This window comes from Nocardia sp. NPDC056100 (assembly GCF_042266325.1).
Taxonomy (GTDB): Bacteria; Actinomycetota; Actinomycetes; order Mycobacteriales; family Mycobacteriaceae; genus Nocardia.
This window is the reverse complement of record NZ_JBHJVY010000001.1, coordinates 145,557-159,906: the sequence shown is the minus strand read 5'-3', so window position 1 is coordinate 159,906 and position 14,350 is coordinate 145,557. Positions and strand designations below refer to the sequence as shown.

The following is a 14,350-nucleotide window of genomic DNA, read 5'->3' as shown; positions in this document are numbered from 1 at the left end:
CTCGCTACCTAGCTGATTCGGGTCGACCATCGGCGGCTGCGGTGAGTCGATCTGCCAGCGCGCGCACAGCGTCGTTAAGTTCGGCGGGGTGCTCGATGACGAACGGGCGGTTCAGGCCGGCCAGGAGCGGGGGAATCCATTCGAGTTGTTCGGCTTGAATGCGCACCCGCACCCATTGTTCGGGATCTGCCGGAGATGAGTCGATGTCATGCAGGGTCGCGATCGCTTCCGGAAGGAGCGAGCGGATCTGGTCGGCCGTGCCCTGAACGCGGACCGATACCTCATGCCGGTAGGGCGCTGTCGCAAGGGCGGCCAGTAGATGGGCGCTCGGCTCGAATTCTTCCGGGGGAGTGAAGGTTTCGGATAGCGCGGTGGCGGTGGTGATGCGGTCGAGCCGGAACCGGCGCACCTCAGCGCTGCGACTGTCCCTGCCGGTCAGGTACCAGCGGTCGGAGTGGGCGACCAGCCCGTAAGGATGCACGGTTCGCTCGCTGTGCCGCCCGTTGCGGTCGGTGTATGTGATTGCGAGCGTTCGGTGTTCGCGCGTTGCCTCGGCGACGCGGAGGAGAACGGCAGTCTCCACGGTGACTTCGGGGTGGTCGGCGGCGGTGAATTCGACGGTTTGGATCAGCGCTTCCAAACGGGTGGTCAGGCGTGCGGGCAGGACGCGGCGGAGTTTTGCGGTGGCGCTGTCGACCGCGTGCGCGACTGTTGATCCGCCGCGGCTGGTGAGCAGCCCGAGCAGAACGGCCACCGCTTCGTCATCGGTCAGCATCAGCGGTGGCATTCGATACCCGGGCGCGAGCTGGTAGCCGCCGTAGCGGCCGCGTATGGATCGAATGGGGATATCCAGGTCGGTCAGATGGGAGATGTACCGCCTGACGGTGCGTTCATCCACGGCGAGCCGCCCGGCGAGCTCGCCAACGGTGTGGGTGCCGCCGGTCTGCAACAGCTCCAGCAGCGCGAGCACTCGGGCGGTAGGACGCGTCATCGGAAAATTCTCTCACCAATACCGGGCGGAAACTGTCCGGTATAGCCCCTACCGTGGCATTCGACGGCGCAACCGCCGCCCATATCCCAGCTGAGGAGTACACGATGAACCTCGTTTCCATCCGACTGATCACCGATGACATCCAGCGCATGGTCGCCTTCTACCAGCATCTGACCGGCACCGAAGCCGCATGGAGCACCCCGGACTTCGCCGAATTCGTCACCCCGGCAGGCACCCTGGCACTCGGCACCACCCGCACCGTCGCATTGTTCGCCCCCAACAGCGCCCACCCAGCCGACAACCGAACCGCGATCATCGAATTCCTGGTCCCCGACGTAGACGCCGCCTACACGCGCCTACACGAGACCCTCACCGATTTCGTCAACGAACCCACCACAATGCCCTGGGGCAACCGCTCCCTCCTCCTCCGCGACCCCGACGGCAACCTGATCAACCTCTTCACCCCGATCACCGCACAAGCCGTCGCGAAATTCGCTCGAGTCGCTGCCTCCTCAACGCAACGGTCTATTCAATGACGTTCCGTCCCAGGGGGCTCGAATCCTGACCGCAGTGGCGGTGTCGTTTGCCTGGCGTAGGTTGCTTCCGGGCTAACGGTGATCACGTCGAGTTGCCGCACCAGCGATTCCGGTATTTCCCCGCCCTCGAAATGCCTGGGGCTCAGAACAATCACCGCCTCCGCGTCCAGGCGACGAGCTTGTGTCTTCAGTCGAGCCAAGGGTGGTCGACCGAATTTCGGATCGTAGACCACCATGTCAGCGAAGTCGTAGCCGAGACGCGCCGCGAGCTCGCGTATTCGGCTCTGATCCCGCAGTAGCGCCCCTCCGGACACATCAGTTCGGAGATAGCCCAAACACGTTGGCTTATGGAGCATTACAACCTCTCTGTTCTCGTGCCCATCGACTGCGATGCGTTCGTGAAGCTCGAGATAGAACCCCGAGACGTCGTGTATGCCGTCTCTGTGACTCCGTAGCTCCAGCACGCCACCTGGGAACCGGAACAGCCGTGTCCGCGGTGTCGATTCCGTCTGTTGTGGTTCGTCGGTCACGACTGCTCCCTCCGGTTGCCGGGTACGGTCGTGCGGAGCGGGCGATTGCGCCGATCCGAACGCCTTCTCTTGACGCTACGAATCGGAACCCCGTAAACGCGAGGATCTTGCATTTTCTTGCATGGATGATTGACGAGTACCACTGTGACTAGGGACGATTGGATGTCTCAGTGCAAGTCCACGGCACACTAGGGGGAAGCTCCCATGAAGCTGGAACGACTCGGCGGAGACTCCGTAAACGGACAATCACCCACCCTCTACCGGAGCGATCGCGGTACCTACGTCATTCAGGGCTGGCGGACTGACCACCCCGACACCATCGAGATCCCTCATCGATTGATCCGGTTCGTGCAGCCGGGCACCTGCTTCGGAGCACTGCTTCACGACAGCGGACGCGGTACCTTCACCGTCACCGGAGAACCGGTGACCGACCCGGAAGCGCTCAGCTCGATATTGCCACCGGACCACGACTTGGCAATCGAGGTGGCGATCGGTCGAGAACGGAGACGTGATGTACCACATGGGCTTTGATGACCTGGTGACAGCGTTCCACGATCATGGGCGCGCATTTCACCTGGAAGTTCGTGACGACTACACCGGTGTCCCGGGGGAAGCTGATGCGCTGGAAGGCTTTCTGGCCGGGAAGCCGCTGGCTCCCGCGTTCACCGCTCAGTGGTATTCACTGATGAGGGATGTGACAGGTAGTGGAACTTCGGTGCAGCGCGTTCGTGTGGTGACCGAGCCGCATACCGACTACATACGGTTCGCACTCGCAACTACGCCGGGGAGTCTCGCTGTGGGCGATGACATTCGGTGGCTTCCTCGGAATCGGGCTCCGGTCGGCCTGCCCGATGATGACTGGTGGCTATTCGATGAGCGCCTCATCGCGTGGACCGTCTTCGAGCAAGACGGGACCGCATTGCCAGGCTGGGTTGCCAGCACCGATCCGGTCATTGCCGGTCATTACGCCGAACTCCGAGATCAGCTGTGGAGCAAGGCTGTTCGGCACGGCGACTACGCGCGTTGACCAATGTCGGGCAGGCCCGCCGCGACCTCGGAGCACGACTTCGTGACCTCCGGCTCGCGGCGCACCTGCGTGCCTACCAACTCGCGGAACAGGCGGGCTGGTCGGCATCGAAGGTCTCCCGCATCGAGAGCGGTGCCCACTCGCTCACAGAAGCCGACCTGGAGAGCTGGTGCAGGTTGACCGGGGCGGAGCTGGCCTATCCGGATCTTCGGGCCACGCTCCGAAACGTCAACGCGGCCTGGATGGAATGGCGGCGGATTGTCGGCACGGGACATGCGCGCCATCAGGGTGAGATCGGTGGTCTGGAATCTCGCACCGAACTGCTCCGCAGCTACGATCCGCAGGTGTTCCATGGGCTCTTGCAGACCGAGGACTACGCCCGCGCGATCCTGTCGGCCGCCGCGAGGTTCCTGCACATCAGCCAGGACCTCAATACCGCTGTTGCGGCACGGATGAGACGACAGACTGTGCTGCGTCACGGTCGCCACAGGTTCTACTTCCTGATTGGTGAATCGGCGCTGTACGCCACCGTGGGCAGCGCGGAGATCGCGCGCGATCAATTGGCGCATTTACTCGAGATAATGAGCATGCCGAGCGTGGTTGTGGGGATCGTGCCACTGACGTCGGAGTTCTTCTATCGCACAACGGAATTCGCGATCTATGACCAAACCGCGGTCTTGATCGAGACCATTACCGCGGAGTCGACGATCACTCAGCCTCGGGAGATCGCGCTGTACGAGAAGACATTTGCCAGACTTGCCGAACAAGCGAGCCATGGCGAAGCGGCCAAGGAGCTGGTCCGTCGGGCGCATGATGCGCTGGGACAATCCAACGTCTGACAGTCGCGAGCGGCCGATCCGACGTTCCCCTATCGGACTCGCTTACGCTGCGAGTATGTCGCAGGATCTGACTCGGCCGCTGTTGTTTCTGGATGTCGATGGACCGTTGATACCGTTCGGCGGGCCGGTTGGGGAGAGTGACGATTTCGGGAATCCGCTTGTGGCGCGGTTGGATCCGGGCGTTGGGCCGCTGCTCGAAGCGCTTCCTTGTGATCTGGTGTGGGCCACGACCTGGATGCATGAGGCCAATGAGGTCATCAGCCCTCGGCTGGGGTTGGGGGTGCTGGGGGTTGTCGAGTGGCCGGAGGACGCTGGGGACGGGATTGATGAATGGTTCGGGTTGCATTGGAAGACGCGGACATTGGTGGAGTGGGCTCGGGGGAGACCGTTCATTTGGGTTGATGATGAGATCGGTGAGCGGGATGTGGAGTGGGTGGCGGGGAACTATGGTGGGCGGGCGTTGTTGTATCGGGTGGATGCGCGGGTGGGGTTGCGGCGGTGTGATTTCGGTGTGATCGGAGAGTGGTGTGCGGGGGTGATGGCGGAGGGGTCAGGTGGGGGAGGGTTCCAGCCACTTCGGGAGTAGGGGTTCCGAGATCGCGGGGAGCTGTACTACGGGCGGATTTGTGGTGGGGGACGGGACCGGGGTTGCCTTCATTGCCAGGAGGCCGGCGATGAACAGGGTGAGGGCGGCGATTACGCCGGCGGTGTGGCGGATGATTTTGAACCAGTTCAATCGCCGACGGCCTTGCGGTGCTGAACTTTTCGCTACCATCACTCTCCCCAATGCGGTCATGGGCAGATCGCGGAAGAGGCCGCCCGCATTACAGATGGTTAGAGTTCGAGGGTGAATGCGCCGGAGAATTCGCCTTCGATAATGGCCCTGGCCGATCTCGCCACCCCGATGGCCGTTCGGGTCGCCGCGACACTCGATCTGGCGGAGTTGGCGGGTGATGAAGGGGCGACCGTGGCTGAACTGGCCGCTCGCTCAGGAACTTTCGTACCCGCCCTCGAACCGCTGCTCGACCATCTGGTCACCGTCGACGTCTTCGAATTCGATCGGCAGTCGGGCCGCTATCGGACCACGCGTCTCGGCGATCAGATGCGGGCAGATGCTCCCGAGGGGTTCAAGATTCTGCTGGATATCAAAACCGCCGGTGGCCGAGCCGAATTGGCGTTCGTCGAACTGCTGGGAACGATCATCACCGGTGCGCCCGCATATCCGCAGCGGTACGGCCGATCCTTTTGGGCGGATCTGGATGCCGAGCCCGCATTACGGGAATCGTTCGACGCTCAGATGACATGGCGATTCCGGACTTTGGCAGGCCAGATCGCCGAACGTTTCGATTGGAGTCGCTTCACCCACATCCTGGACGTGGGCGGCGGTGACGGAACCTTGCTCTCGGCAATTCTCCGAGCTCATCCCGGCGTGCGGGGGCAGCTCTTGGATTTGGCACCGACAGCGGCGAGAGCCGTCGAAACCTTAACGGCCGCAGGGCTAACCGACCGTGCCACGGTCATATCGGGCAACTTCTTCGAACCGTTGCCCGAAGGGGCGGACGCCTACATTCTGTCCGACATCCTGCACGACTGGGACGACACACACGCTCGCGCCATCCTCACCGAATGCGCTCGCGCAGCCAAACCGAATGGTGCTGTCGTGGTACTGGAACCAATCCGCGGCGCAGGCGCGAATACCGCGATCAACCTGTTCATGCTGATGTGCTTCGCCGGTCGCGAGCGCAGCATCGACGAGCTGACCCGCATGGCCGCCGATTGCGGTCTCACTTGCCGCGCGGTGGTGCAGGCGGCCGATGGCCGTACCGCGCTGGAATTCCAGCCGACCGGGTATCTCGAACGGACACCCCGGCCGGTGGATGCGACTCCCGAATCAGCTGCAGGCGGGGGAGGTTTGGTTGCCGAGTGAGAGCATGTTGCAGATCCATTCCTTCTGGACCTTCCACTTGCCGTCTTCGGCGATGAACGGGACGACCGCGTTCTGCGGGGTGCCGCCGTTGAGGGCCAGCTGCACGTCGGCGGTGAGGGTGCCGTTGCCGAGGTCGGTCACGTTGGTGACCTTCACCGAGACGTTGTTCTGGGTGTAGACGTCGCTCAGGCGCTGCGGGAGGGACGGGTCCGAGGAGACGCCCTGCATCAGTTCGAGCTTGGCCTCATTGGGGGTGCTCGGGTCGACGACCTTCTGGAATGCGGCGTTGAGGTCATCGGCGGTCGGCACCGGCGGGTAGTTGGTCTGAGCGGCGGCGGTGGTCGCCTTCGACGCGGCGGTGGTGGTGGCCGCGTGCTTGCCTTCATGCTTGTCGCCGCTGCCGCACGCGGACAGTCCGAGCACCGAAACCAGGGCGAGTGCGCCGATCGCGATGCGTCCACTCTTCGAAAACGTCAACTGCTCATCCTTCATCGTCGAAAACATCTGTCGCGCACAGTGTCAGCCGGGCGACCGGCGACATCGCGCGATTCTCGACCTTACCGATCAGTCAACCGGATGGACTCATCGGTGGGCGGCCTCGGCCAAATTCAGTCCAAACCCTCAGACTCGGACATATCGCCCGGGTCCGCGCTCGTCGCGCAAGACCGCCGACCGCCAATTACGATAGCTACGAAATAGCTCACTGATACGGGTCGGCGGGAGGGAGTGTCATGGCGACACCCGTGGGACAGCAGGCATGGCGAGAACTGATCGACCAGCTGATCGAACAGCGCCGCCGATTAGCCGCGGCCGACGACCTCTACCGGCCATTGACGCTGCCGAAACCCGGTGCGACAGCAGCCGAACTGCGCGCCGCGGAGGAACGACTCGGCCACCCGCTCGATCCGCACTACCGCGAATTCCTGACCGTAGCCAATGGCTGGGACGAATACTTCCTGGGCTCCGGACTACTCGGCACCGACGACCTCGGCACCGGCGACCGCTGGTTCGCAGCCGAGGAGACCCTGCAGATCTTCATGGAGAACAGCTCGGGCGTCCTGGCCGCGGACCTCGGCATCCCGGACGATCCGGCCGTCTGCCAATCCATCGGCGATAACGACAACGGCTACGCCTCACATCTGTACCTGCTGCTCCAGGACACGCAGGGCGGCCCGGCCGGTGGCGTCTTTCCGCTCGACATCGGCTCGGACACCATCTGGCCGGACCTGTACTCGTACCTGTCCTATGAACTACCCCAGCTGCGCGCCTTCGCCGATTCCGCCGAACTCGGCCCGCATTCCGACACCTGGGGCCGCGATATCCGCAAGGCCCCGCCCTCGATGGCCGATATCGTCGCCAAGATCGCCGAACTGTCCGCACTGGCCTTCCCGGAACATCCGGTCGTGCTCGAGATGGGCGCTTCCGAAGCGGAATTGGATGAACTCGACAGCGCCGTCGCGGGCGCACTGCACCCCGAGCACCGCGAACTGCTCTCGATCACCGACGGCATGATCTCCTCACCGTGGGGCCTCGGCGAAGTGCTGTCCACCGGCCAGCTGCTCGACGGCGGCCGCTGGCGCGAAATACTCGTCGCCGCACAGGAATCCGAGGATGAGGCGTTCCGCATGCTATTGCACGGCATGCGCGCGGGCGGCCATCCTGACCCCGAACCCAAGGCTCCGGTCCTGCAGCGAATCGGCCGAATTCCCGCCGTGCCCTTCGCAATCCTGGGTGTCCGCCCGTTCGGCGTCGACACCCGTGACGGCTTCGTGCGCTCCCTGCTCGACGACTCCACCGTCGCCGGTCCGCGCGATGGCCACACCACCGCCGCGGGCACGGTCCGCGAACATCTGCTCAAAGCCTGCGACAGCCTGTGGTGGCAGACCCGAATCCGCGCCGACTGAGACCGATCATCAGTCCGCGAGCGGTGCGGTATGCCCCGGCGCGACGGAATCGATTGCCAGCCGCTCGATTCGGGTCAGGCGGTAGCCGAGATAGAACATCAGGGCGGACACCGCGGTCAGATGCGGAATCCCGGCGGGCAGCGCACCGCTCGCGACCACGAAGACCACGTAGACCAGCACCGCCGGACCCAGAATGAAAATCGCGCGCCGATGCCCGGTACGGCGAGCGGCCACGAATTCCGCCCAGTCCGCGGGCGCGATGGCCGCCGGACGCTCCCCGGTCCGCAGCGCGGTCTCGAAAGGCCGCCACAGCCGCCGGTATTCGCCGCTGCGCACCCGCCGCACCCATACCGCGAGCACCACGAGTATCGGCAGCAGTACCAGTGCCGGAAGCACAATTGCCAGCATGATCGGGTTCGCTTTCCCTCGACGTGATTGTTGCATCGAGTCTGCGACCGGCACGCCGCGGCAACTACGCACCCCAGGGGTGGATTCGGCTACCCGCACAGGCTGTGCGAAGGACCCCGCGGGGTAGACGACGAACCCTCGCGGGCCGTACGGCGAATGCCGCAGGCTGTGCGACGACCCCCTCTACAGGACGAACCCCGCGCAGGCACTGCCGCCGCCGACCCGCGCTGGGTAGGGTCGGCTCCCATGATCGTCTCCGCGGCCGGGCCCGCGACCATCGGACAGGAACGGGTATGGGGCGCACCCATATTCGTGCTCGGCGGGCTACAACTGCTGGTGGTGCTGGACGGAACGGTCGTCGCGCTGGCATTGCCCAATATTCGGCAGGCGCTCGGCTTGTCCGAGGCGGGCGGCAGTTGGATCGTCACCGCGTACGTGTTGGCACTGGGCGGGCTGATGCTGTTGTGCGGGCGACTGGGGGACACCTTCGGGCGCAAACGGGTGTTCACCTTCGGCGTCGCCATGTTCACGCTGAGCTCGCTGCTGTGCGGAATCGCCTGGGATCCAGCGGTTCTGGTGGGCGCGCGAGCATTGCAGGGAATGGCGGCAGCGATCGCCGCTCCGACGTCAATGGCGCTTGTCGCCACCACCTACGCACCGGGTAAGGCGCGCAGTCAGGCATTCGCGGTTTTCGCCGCGCTCACCGGCGTCGGTTCGGTGGCCGGTCTCATCGCGGGCGGTGTGCTCACCGAGATCTCCTGGCGGCTGGTCTTTCTCATCAATGTCCCGATCGGTGTGCTGGTCACCGTGGGCGCACTGGTATGCCTGCGCGAATCGGTCGGCGAGCGCACCGCCCTCGATGTCCCCGGCGCGATCCTGGCCACCGGCGGCGTCACCCTCGCGGTCTTCGCCCTGAACGAGGCGGGCAATGGCGTCACCCGGCCGCTGGTGTACATCCCGGCGATCGTCGCGGTCGTCCTGCTCACCGCCTTCGTGATGGTCGAACGCCGCGCACCCAATCCACTACTGCCATTCAGCCTGTTCCACAATCCGAATCGCGTCGCCGCACTCATCGCCATCGGCCTGTCCGGCGCGATCATGATGTGCCTGTCCGTCTTCATCTCCATGTTCCTGCAAGGCGTACTGCGCTATTCACCATTGCAAAGCGGAATGGCCGTGCTGCCCTTCGCCGTATCCCTCGCCGTCGGCGCGACGCTCTCCTCGCGCCTGGTGCTGCGCGTGCAACCGCGCTGGCTGGTGATCATCGCGGGCGCGGTCATCCTCACCGGCTGCGTCTACGCCTCAACGATCGTGGACACCGACCCCGCGTACTTCCCGGTCATCGTCCTGGCAGCAGTCATCATCGGCTTCGGATTCGGTTTCGCGGTGATCCCCCTGACCCTCTCCTCGATCGCCGGTGTCCGCCCCGCCGATATCGGCCCGCTCACCGCTCTGGCACAGGTGGCCCAGAGTCTCGGCGGCGCACTGGGTTTGGTGGCGGTCGGCGCGGCAGTCGCCACCCGGGTGCGCGCCGAGGGCGGCACCACCGATCCGGCCGCAGTGGCATCGGATGCCCAATTGCACGCCCTGGCCATGGGTTACGGCGTCGCCTTCCTCTGCTCGGCCGGTATCGCGGCCGCCACCGGCCTGGTCGTATTGGGTATGCGCTTCACCCCGGCCGATATCGCCGAAGGTCAGGCGGCGCAGGAATCCGCGCACGAGGGCTGAATCAGCCCTCACTTCGAGTGCGGCGCACCCGATCGCAATCGGGAGGCCAGTACCGCGGCCTGGGTGCGGCGCTCCATACCGAGTTTGGCGAGCAGTCGCGATACATAGTTCTTCACGGTCTTCTCCGCCAGGAACATGCGCTCGGCGATCTGCCGATTGGTGAGCCCGTCGCCCAGCAGGTCCAGCAGTCGCCGCTCCTGATCGGTGAGCCCTGCCAGCGGGCCGTCCGGTTGGGTGCTGCGGCGCAATCGCTCCATCAGCGCGGCGGCCGCGCGATTGTCCAGCAGTGAGCGCCCCGCGCCGACTTCCTTTATCGCGCGGGCCAATTCCATTCCCTTGATGTCCTTGACCACGTAGCCGCTGGCCCCGGCCAGAATCGCGTCCATCATGGCCTGCTCATCGGTGAACGAGGTCAGGATGAGGCAGCGCAGATCATCGAGTTTGTCCAGTAGTTCCCGGCACAGTTCGATGCCATTGCCGTCGGGTAGTCGCACATCGAGCACCGCGACATCGGGCCGCAGGGCGGGAATCCGGGCCAGCGCCTGCGCCACATCACCCGCTTCGCCGACGACGGTCAGTTCGGGATCCCCCTCGAGCAGATCGATCAGTCCGCGTCGCACGATCTCATGATCGTCGACCAGAAACACATTGATCATGGCCCGTCCCATCTCTCGGGGTCCTGCGATCAACATAGCCTCGCGCACGGTGTCCCGGGATGGCCCAAAGTCCCTTAATCGAGCCGGAATGCCCGAATTGTTCGGCCGGACCGTCAGTCCCGCACGGCGGCAGGCATCCGCAGGTGATGGCTGAGGTCGCCCGTCAGCGTGATTCGGACCTGGCGTTCGGCGAATCGCCACCGCCCGTCCTGCCGCTCGAAGCGATCGCGGTAGTTCCCCGCCACCACCGGCTGCAATGGGAAGTCCGAAACAGCCTGGAAGACGGTGAAATACGAACGCGCGGTCGCGGTATCGGTCGCCTCGTCGAATTCGATGGCGATATTGCTGGTGGCATGGTGCGTGCGCGGGGTGCCGTCCTCGTAGCGAATCACCATGGCGCCGAACATCCGCTCGACGGCCGCACTGCCGCGCACCGACGCCCCGCTGCCGATGAACACGCCGTCCGCGAACAACGCACCCGCGCCGGCGAAATCTCCGGCATCGATCATCTCGGCGTACCGGGCGATCAGATTGGTCACGGCATTGATGTCAGCGGCGGTGCTCATACTTTGCGAGCGTAGGCGACCGGTCGGTCGGGATCGCTGGAATCCGGTGTCGAATGTTCGCTAGTCGAGCCCGAATACGCGTGCGGCATTGTCATGGCACACGAGCCGCAGCCAATCCTCGCCGAGTTCGAGCCGCTCGAGTGAGTCCAGCGCATGCCCGTACGTGTACGGGATATTCGGAAAATCACTGCCGAACAGAATGCGATCGCCCAGGTCCAGCAGTCGTGGCCGCTCATGCACCGGGAACGGATCGGCCGCTTCGAAGAAGTCGGTGAAGTTCATGGTGGTGTCGAACAGCACTTCGTCGTAAGCCTGTGCCAGATCCAGGAATTCGCTGTACTCGGGTGCGCCCATATGCGCGATCACCAGCCGCAGCCGCGGAAACCGGCGCAGCAGTTCGGCAATCGGCTCCGGACCGGTGAATTCTCCGGCGGCGGGCCCGGATCCGCAGTGGATGACGATCGGCGTCCCGGAATCCTCCAGCATGCCCCACACCTGATTGAGCAGCGGATCACCGGGATGGAAATGACCGACCTGCACGTGCACCTTGAAAATCCGCGCCCCCGCGTCCAGCGCCGCCTCCACATAGCTGTCCGCCCCGTGTTCGGGGTAGAACGTCGCGGTGTGCAGACAATCCGGGGTCCGCGCGGCGAAATCCGCGGACCATTCATTGAGCCAGGCCGCCATATCCGGCCGATGCGGATACACCAGCGAGGTGAACGCGCTGACCCCGAACCCGCGCAACGTCTTGAGCCGGACCTGCTCCTCATCGCGATAGGTGATCGGCCATTCGCGATGTCCGAGCAGTGGCCCGGCGGTGTCGAAATACCCCCACACCTTGCGCAGCACCTGTTCGGGCATGAAATGCGTATGCACGTCGATGATCGAGGACAGGCCCAGTCGCTCCCGGAAGCCGGTCACGAACGCATCGTTCACGCGGACACCTCCGGGTACACCGTGCGCGCGTAATCCCCGACCCGGCTGATCAGCCGTTCGAAGAACTGCTCCGGATCGGTCCCGATCACGATGTCCGCGTTGGGTTCCCGCTCCCACATCCCCGCCCAGTCCGCGACGGTGGTGGCGCGGGTGATGGTCCCCGCCAGCTCCACATCGACGGTCGCGGGCTTGGTGACCGCGAGCGCGGTGTCCAATGCGACGGCGGCCGCGAACGGATCATGCATATGCGCCAGATAACCCTGGTCGTAGAGCTTGTGAAAATCGAAGTAGAACCGGATCGCATCGGTCAGGAACCGCACCAGCGGATTGCTCGCCGCCGACCGCTGTTCCGGCGGATCGCTCTCACGCACCAGCTCCACCGGGGTGCTCCCGGCCCGTTCGGCAAGCAGCGCAAGATGTTTGGGCCGCATCTCGATGGTCTCGGTGATATCCAGCGCGCACACGATCGGCCGCCGATCCGCGGGCGCGGCCGAGAAGGCGTCGAAGACCTCCTTGGCAGCCTCCGGATCCACGTGCACATTCCACTCATTGGTGGGCGTGGTGTTGCCGGGATGGTTGAACGCCCCGCCCATGATCACCAGCCGTTGCAACAGCCGGGGGAGTTCGGGCTCGATGCGCAGCGCCAGCGCGAGATTGGTCAGCGGACCGGTGCACAGTCCGACCACCTCGCCCGGATGCTCCCGCACCAGATCGACCCACATGTGCGCCGCGGTCCGATCCGAGAGCTTGCGTTCGGACACCGGTAGCTCCGCGTACCCCACACCCTGCGGCCCGTGCGTGTCCTCGGTGGTGCGCAGCGGAATCGCCAGCGGTTCCGCCGCGCCGAGCGCGACTTCCAGCTCGGGCGCCCGGCACAGGTCGAGGAGCGCGAGATTATTGGCCGCCACCCGGGGCGCGGGCACATTGCCCGCGCTGGAGGCGATTCCGATGATCTCGGCCTCGGGGGAGGCGAGTAGGTAGAGCAGTCCCAGGGAATCATCGATACCGGTGTCGTTATCCATGATGATCTTCTGCCGCACCGTTCGAGCCTAGACCCGCATGCTCAGTAGGTCGGCAGCACATAGTCCTCGGTCTGATCGAGCATCTTCATCATGACCGGACGGAACGCCTTGGTCGCCATGAGCTTGCCGACCTGCTGCATCGCCTTGAGGCCGAACTTGGACGTCGGCAGCATCATCTTGATACCGCCGCCGGGCAGCTCCTTCGCCTTGTCCAGGAAGGGCGTCACCTGCGCTTCGTACCGAGCCAGCGCACCGGCGAGATCGTCCGGCGTGGCGGCGATTTCACCCGCGAGCAGGTACGCGCCGACAATGGCCATGGCCGTGCCCATACCGGTCATCGGCGAACCGCAGAACGCCGAATCGCCCAGCAGCGTGACCCGGCCCGCCGACAGCGTCGGCATATCCACCCGAACCAGTTCGTCGAAGTAGAAATCGGTCGCCTGCTCCAGCTCGGCCAGCACCTGCGGCGCCAGCCAGCCCGCCTCGGTGAGCATGTCGCGAATCAGCTTGCGCTGAGCCGTGATATCGCCGCGCAGTGCCGGGTTCTGGTCGGTGCGCAGGGTGATGATGGCCTTGGCGGTCGCCGGATCGAAATCGGGCCGGATGCCGATCGAGGCGCGCGGCACCACGTGCATGGACATCCAGTCCTGCTCGGCCTCGGCCGGGGTGGGGACGGTGTAGAAGGACATGTACCCGCCGAGGAACGTGGTGAACTGCTCCTCGGGGCCGAAGACCAGTTTGCGGGTGCGCGAGTGCACGCCGTCCGCGCCGATCACCAGGTCGTACCGTTCGCTCGCGCCGGAATGGAATCCGACGGTGACACCGTCCGCGTCCTGGTCGATGGTCTCGATCCACTCGCCGTAGCGATAGTCGAGATCGCCCGCGACACCGGCGAGTTCGGTGAGCAGGACACCGTTGAGATCGCCGCGGCTGATCTCGATATCGGCGACCGGGCCCTTACCGTCGAACATCTCCATGGACCAGCGGTACACGTCGCCGCCCTCGGCGTTGACGACCCGCATGCCCTTCTCGTGCAGCAGGTACTTGCGAATGCCCTCCATCAGGCCCATGCGCTCGGCCACCTCGCGGGAGGGTCCGCGCAGGTCGACGGCTTGGCCGCCCGGTCGCGGGGCAGCGGCGCGCTCGACGATGGTGACCGCGATTCCGGCCCGAAGCAATTGCAGGGCAACGGCATTGCCCGCGATGCCGCCGCCGGCGATGAGGATGCGGAGGTTGGTGGTGGCGCTCATTGTGACTCCCGGTGTGGTGAAGTACGTCCG

Annotated in this window: 17 protein-coding genes; 8 read left to right on the top strand and 9 right to left on the bottom strand. The window is 64.9% G+C overall.

Translation table 11 applies throughout. The features are described from left to right. Window positions 1–4: 4 nt before the first annotated feature. Window positions 5–991, bottom strand: a complete 987-nt coding sequence (locus ACFC0O_RS00790) for a helix-turn-helix transcriptional regulator (protein ID WP_375952452.1) — start codon at window positions 989–991, stop codon at window positions 5–7. Between the two features lie 104 nt (window positions 992–1,095). Between ACFC0O_RS00790 and ACFC0O_RS00785 the strand changes: the two genes are divergently transcribed. Further along, window positions 1,096–1,527 carry a VOC family protein gene (locus ACFC0O_RS00785; protein ID WP_375952449.1) on the top strand — a complete coding sequence of 144 codons (432 nt, stop codon included), beginning with the start codon at window positions 1,096–1,098 and terminating at the stop codon, window positions 1,525–1,527. On the opposite strand, the gene ACFC0O_RS00780 is transcribed toward ACFC0O_RS00785, so the two are convergent. Then, window positions 1,521–2,057, bottom strand: a complete 537-nt coding sequence (locus tag ACFC0O_RS00780; RefSeq protein ID WP_375952446.1) for a hypothetical protein — start codon at window positions 2,055–2,057, stop codon at window positions 1,521–1,523. The genes ACFC0O_RS00785 and ACFC0O_RS00780 overlap by 7 nt on opposite strands. A gap of 204 nt (window positions 2,058–2,261) precedes the next feature. On the opposite strand from ACFC0O_RS00780, the gene ACFC0O_RS00775 reads away from it, so the two are divergent. The 5 genes from ACFC0O_RS00775 to ACFC0O_RS00755 all read left to right on the top strand — a co-directional run bounded on the left by ACFC0O_RS00775 (window position 2,262) and on the right by ACFC0O_RS00755 (window position 5,850). Further along, window positions 2,262–2,588 carry a hypothetical protein gene (locus ACFC0O_RS00775; protein WP_375952443.1) on the top strand — a complete coding sequence of 109 codons (327 nt, stop codon included), beginning with the start codon at window positions 2,262–2,264 and terminating at the stop codon, window positions 2,586–2,588. After that, the gene (locus ACFC0O_RS00770) at window positions 2,569–3,084 is read left to right on the top strand and encodes a DUF6879 family protein (RefSeq protein WP_375952440.1); all 516 of its coding nucleotides are present in this window, start codon (window positions 2,569–2,571) and stop codon (window positions 3,082–3,084) included. Before ACFC0O_RS00775 ends, ACFC0O_RS00770 begins: the two co-directional genes overlap by 20 nt. Next, complete coding sequence (locus ACFC0O_RS00765) at window positions 3,081–3,923, top strand: helix-turn-helix domain-containing protein (protein WP_375952437.1); 843 nt, start codon at window positions 3,081–3,083, stop codon at window positions 3,921–3,923. Before ACFC0O_RS00770 ends, ACFC0O_RS00765 begins: the two co-directional genes overlap by 4 nt. A gap of 55 nt (window positions 3,924–3,978) precedes the next feature. Further along, complete coding sequence (locus ACFC0O_RS00760; protein WP_375952434.1) at window positions 3,979–4,509, top strand: HAD domain-containing protein; 531 nt, start codon at window positions 3,979–3,981, stop codon at window positions 4,507–4,509. A 261-nt stretch (window positions 4,510–4,770) separates the two neighbouring features. Continuing rightward, complete coding sequence (locus tag ACFC0O_RS00755; protein ID WP_375952432.1) at window positions 4,771–5,850, top strand: methyltransferase; 1,080 nt, start codon at window positions 4,771–4,773, stop codon at window positions 5,848–5,850. On the opposite strand, the gene ACFC0O_RS00750 is transcribed toward ACFC0O_RS00755, so the two are convergent. Then, window positions 5,815–6,327: a hypothetical protein gene (locus ACFC0O_RS00750; RefSeq protein WP_364634950.1), complete on the bottom strand. Its 513-nt coding sequence runs from the start codon at window positions 6,325–6,327 to the stop codon at window positions 5,815–5,817. The genes ACFC0O_RS00755 and ACFC0O_RS00750 overlap by 36 nt on opposite strands. A gap of 254 nt (window positions 6,328–6,581) precedes the next feature. On the opposite strand from ACFC0O_RS00750, the gene ACFC0O_RS00745 reads away from it, so the two are divergent. Continuing rightward, window positions 6,582–7,754 (top strand): SMI1/KNR4 family protein, encoded by a 1,173-nt coding sequence (locus tag ACFC0O_RS00745; RefSeq protein ID WP_375952428.1) that lies wholly within the window; start codon window positions 6,582–6,584, stop codon window positions 7,752–7,754. A gap of 9 nt (window positions 7,755–7,763) precedes the next feature. On the opposite strand, the gene ACFC0O_RS00740 is transcribed toward ACFC0O_RS00745, so the two are convergent. Next, the gene (locus ACFC0O_RS00740) at window positions 7,764–8,162 is read right to left on the bottom strand and encodes a hypothetical protein (RefSeq protein ID WP_375952425.1); all 399 of its coding nucleotides are present in this window, start codon (window positions 8,160–8,162) and stop codon (window positions 7,764–7,766) included. 246 nt (window positions 8,163–8,408) lie between these two features. On the opposite strand from ACFC0O_RS00740, the gene ACFC0O_RS00735 reads away from it, so the two are divergent. Next, a complete protein-coding gene (locus ACFC0O_RS00735; protein WP_375952422.1) occupies window positions 8,409–9,890 on the top strand; it encodes an MFS transporter in 1,482 nt (493 codons plus the stop codon). An 8-nt stretch (window positions 9,891–9,898) separates the two neighbouring features. Here the strand turns inward: ACFC0O_RS00735 and ACFC0O_RS00730 are convergent, their stop codons facing one another. The 5 genes from ACFC0O_RS00730 to ACFC0O_RS00710 form a co-directional block, all read right to left on the bottom strand. Further along, a complete protein-coding gene (locus ACFC0O_RS00730) occupies window positions 9,899–10,546 on the bottom strand; it encodes a response regulator (protein WP_375955859.1) in 648 nt (215 codons plus the stop codon). A 113-nt stretch (window positions 10,547–10,659) separates the two neighbouring features. Continuing rightward, the gene (locus ACFC0O_RS00725; protein WP_375952419.1) at window positions 10,660–11,112 is read right to left on the bottom strand and encodes a nuclear transport factor 2 family protein; all 453 of its coding nucleotides are present in this window, start codon (window positions 11,110–11,112) and stop codon (window positions 10,660–10,662) included. A gap of 60 nt (window positions 11,113–11,172) precedes the next feature. Beyond that, on the bottom strand, window positions 11,173–12,048 hold the full coding sequence (locus tag ACFC0O_RS00720; protein ID WP_375952417.1) for an amidohydrolase family protein: 876 nt from the start codon (window positions 12,046–12,048) through the stop codon (window positions 11,173–11,175). Continuing rightward, window positions 12,045–13,070, bottom strand: coding sequence for a nucleoside hydrolase (locus tag ACFC0O_RS00715; RefSeq protein ID WP_375955856.1), 1,026 nt, complete (start codon window positions 13,068–13,070; stop codon window positions 12,045–12,047). Before ACFC0O_RS00715 ends, ACFC0O_RS00720 begins: the two co-directional genes overlap by 4 nt. A 41-nt stretch (window positions 13,071–13,111) precedes the next feature. Continuing rightward, a complete protein-coding gene (locus tag ACFC0O_RS00710; protein WP_375952414.1) occupies window positions 13,112–14,320 on the bottom strand; it encodes an FAD-dependent monooxygenase in 1,209 nt (402 codons plus the stop codon). Window positions 14,321–14,350 lie beyond the last annotated feature (30 nt).

Excerpts from the sequence above, each read along its gene's own strand:
- ACFC0O_RS00790 (WP_375952452.1), bottom strand. The coding sequence starts at position 991 with ATGACGCGTCCTACCGCCCGAGTGCTCGCGCTGCTGGAGCTGTTGCAG.
- ACFC0O_RS00785 (WP_375952449.1), top strand. The coding sequence starts at position 1,096 with ATGAACCTCGTTTCCATCCGACTGATCACCGATGACATCCAGCGCATG.
- ACFC0O_RS00775 (WP_375952443.1), top strand. The coding sequence starts at position 2,262 with ATGAAGCTGGAACGACTCGGCGGAGACTCCGTAAACGGACAATCACCC.
- ACFC0O_RS00770 (WP_375952440.1), top strand. The coding sequence starts at position 2,569 with ATGTACCACATGGGCTTTGATGACCTGGTGACAGCGTTCCACGATCAT.
- ACFC0O_RS00760 (WP_375952434.1), top strand. The coding sequence starts at position 3,979 with ATGTCGCAGGATCTGACTCGGCCGCTGTTGTTTCTGGATGTCGATGGA.
- ACFC0O_RS00745 (WP_375952428.1), top strand. The coding sequence starts at position 6,582 with ATGGCGACACCCGTGGGACAGCAGGCATGGCGAGAACTGATCGACCAG.
- ACFC0O_RS00740 (WP_375952425.1), bottom strand. The coding sequence starts at position 8,162 with ATGCTGGCAATTGTGCTTCCGGCACTGGTACTGCTGCCGATACTCGTG.
- ACFC0O_RS00735 (WP_375952422.1), top strand. The coding sequence starts at position 8,409 with ATGATCGTCTCCGCGGCCGGGCCCGCGACCATCGGACAGGAACGGGTA.
- ACFC0O_RS00730 (WP_375955859.1), bottom strand. The coding sequence starts at position 10,546 with ATGATCAATGTGTTTCTGGTCGACGATCATGAGATCGTGCGACGCGGA.
- ACFC0O_RS00725 (WP_375952419.1), bottom strand. The coding sequence starts at position 11,112 with ATGAGCACCGCCGCTGACATCAATGCCGTGACCAATCTGATCGCCCGG.
- ACFC0O_RS00715 (WP_375955856.1), bottom strand. The coding sequence starts at position 13,070 with ATGGATAACGACACCGGTATCGATGATTCCCTGGGACTGCTCTACCTA.
- ACFC0O_RS00710 (WP_375952414.1), bottom strand. The coding sequence starts at position 14,320 with ATGAGCGCCACCACCAACCTCCGCATCCTCATCGCCGGCGGCGGCATC.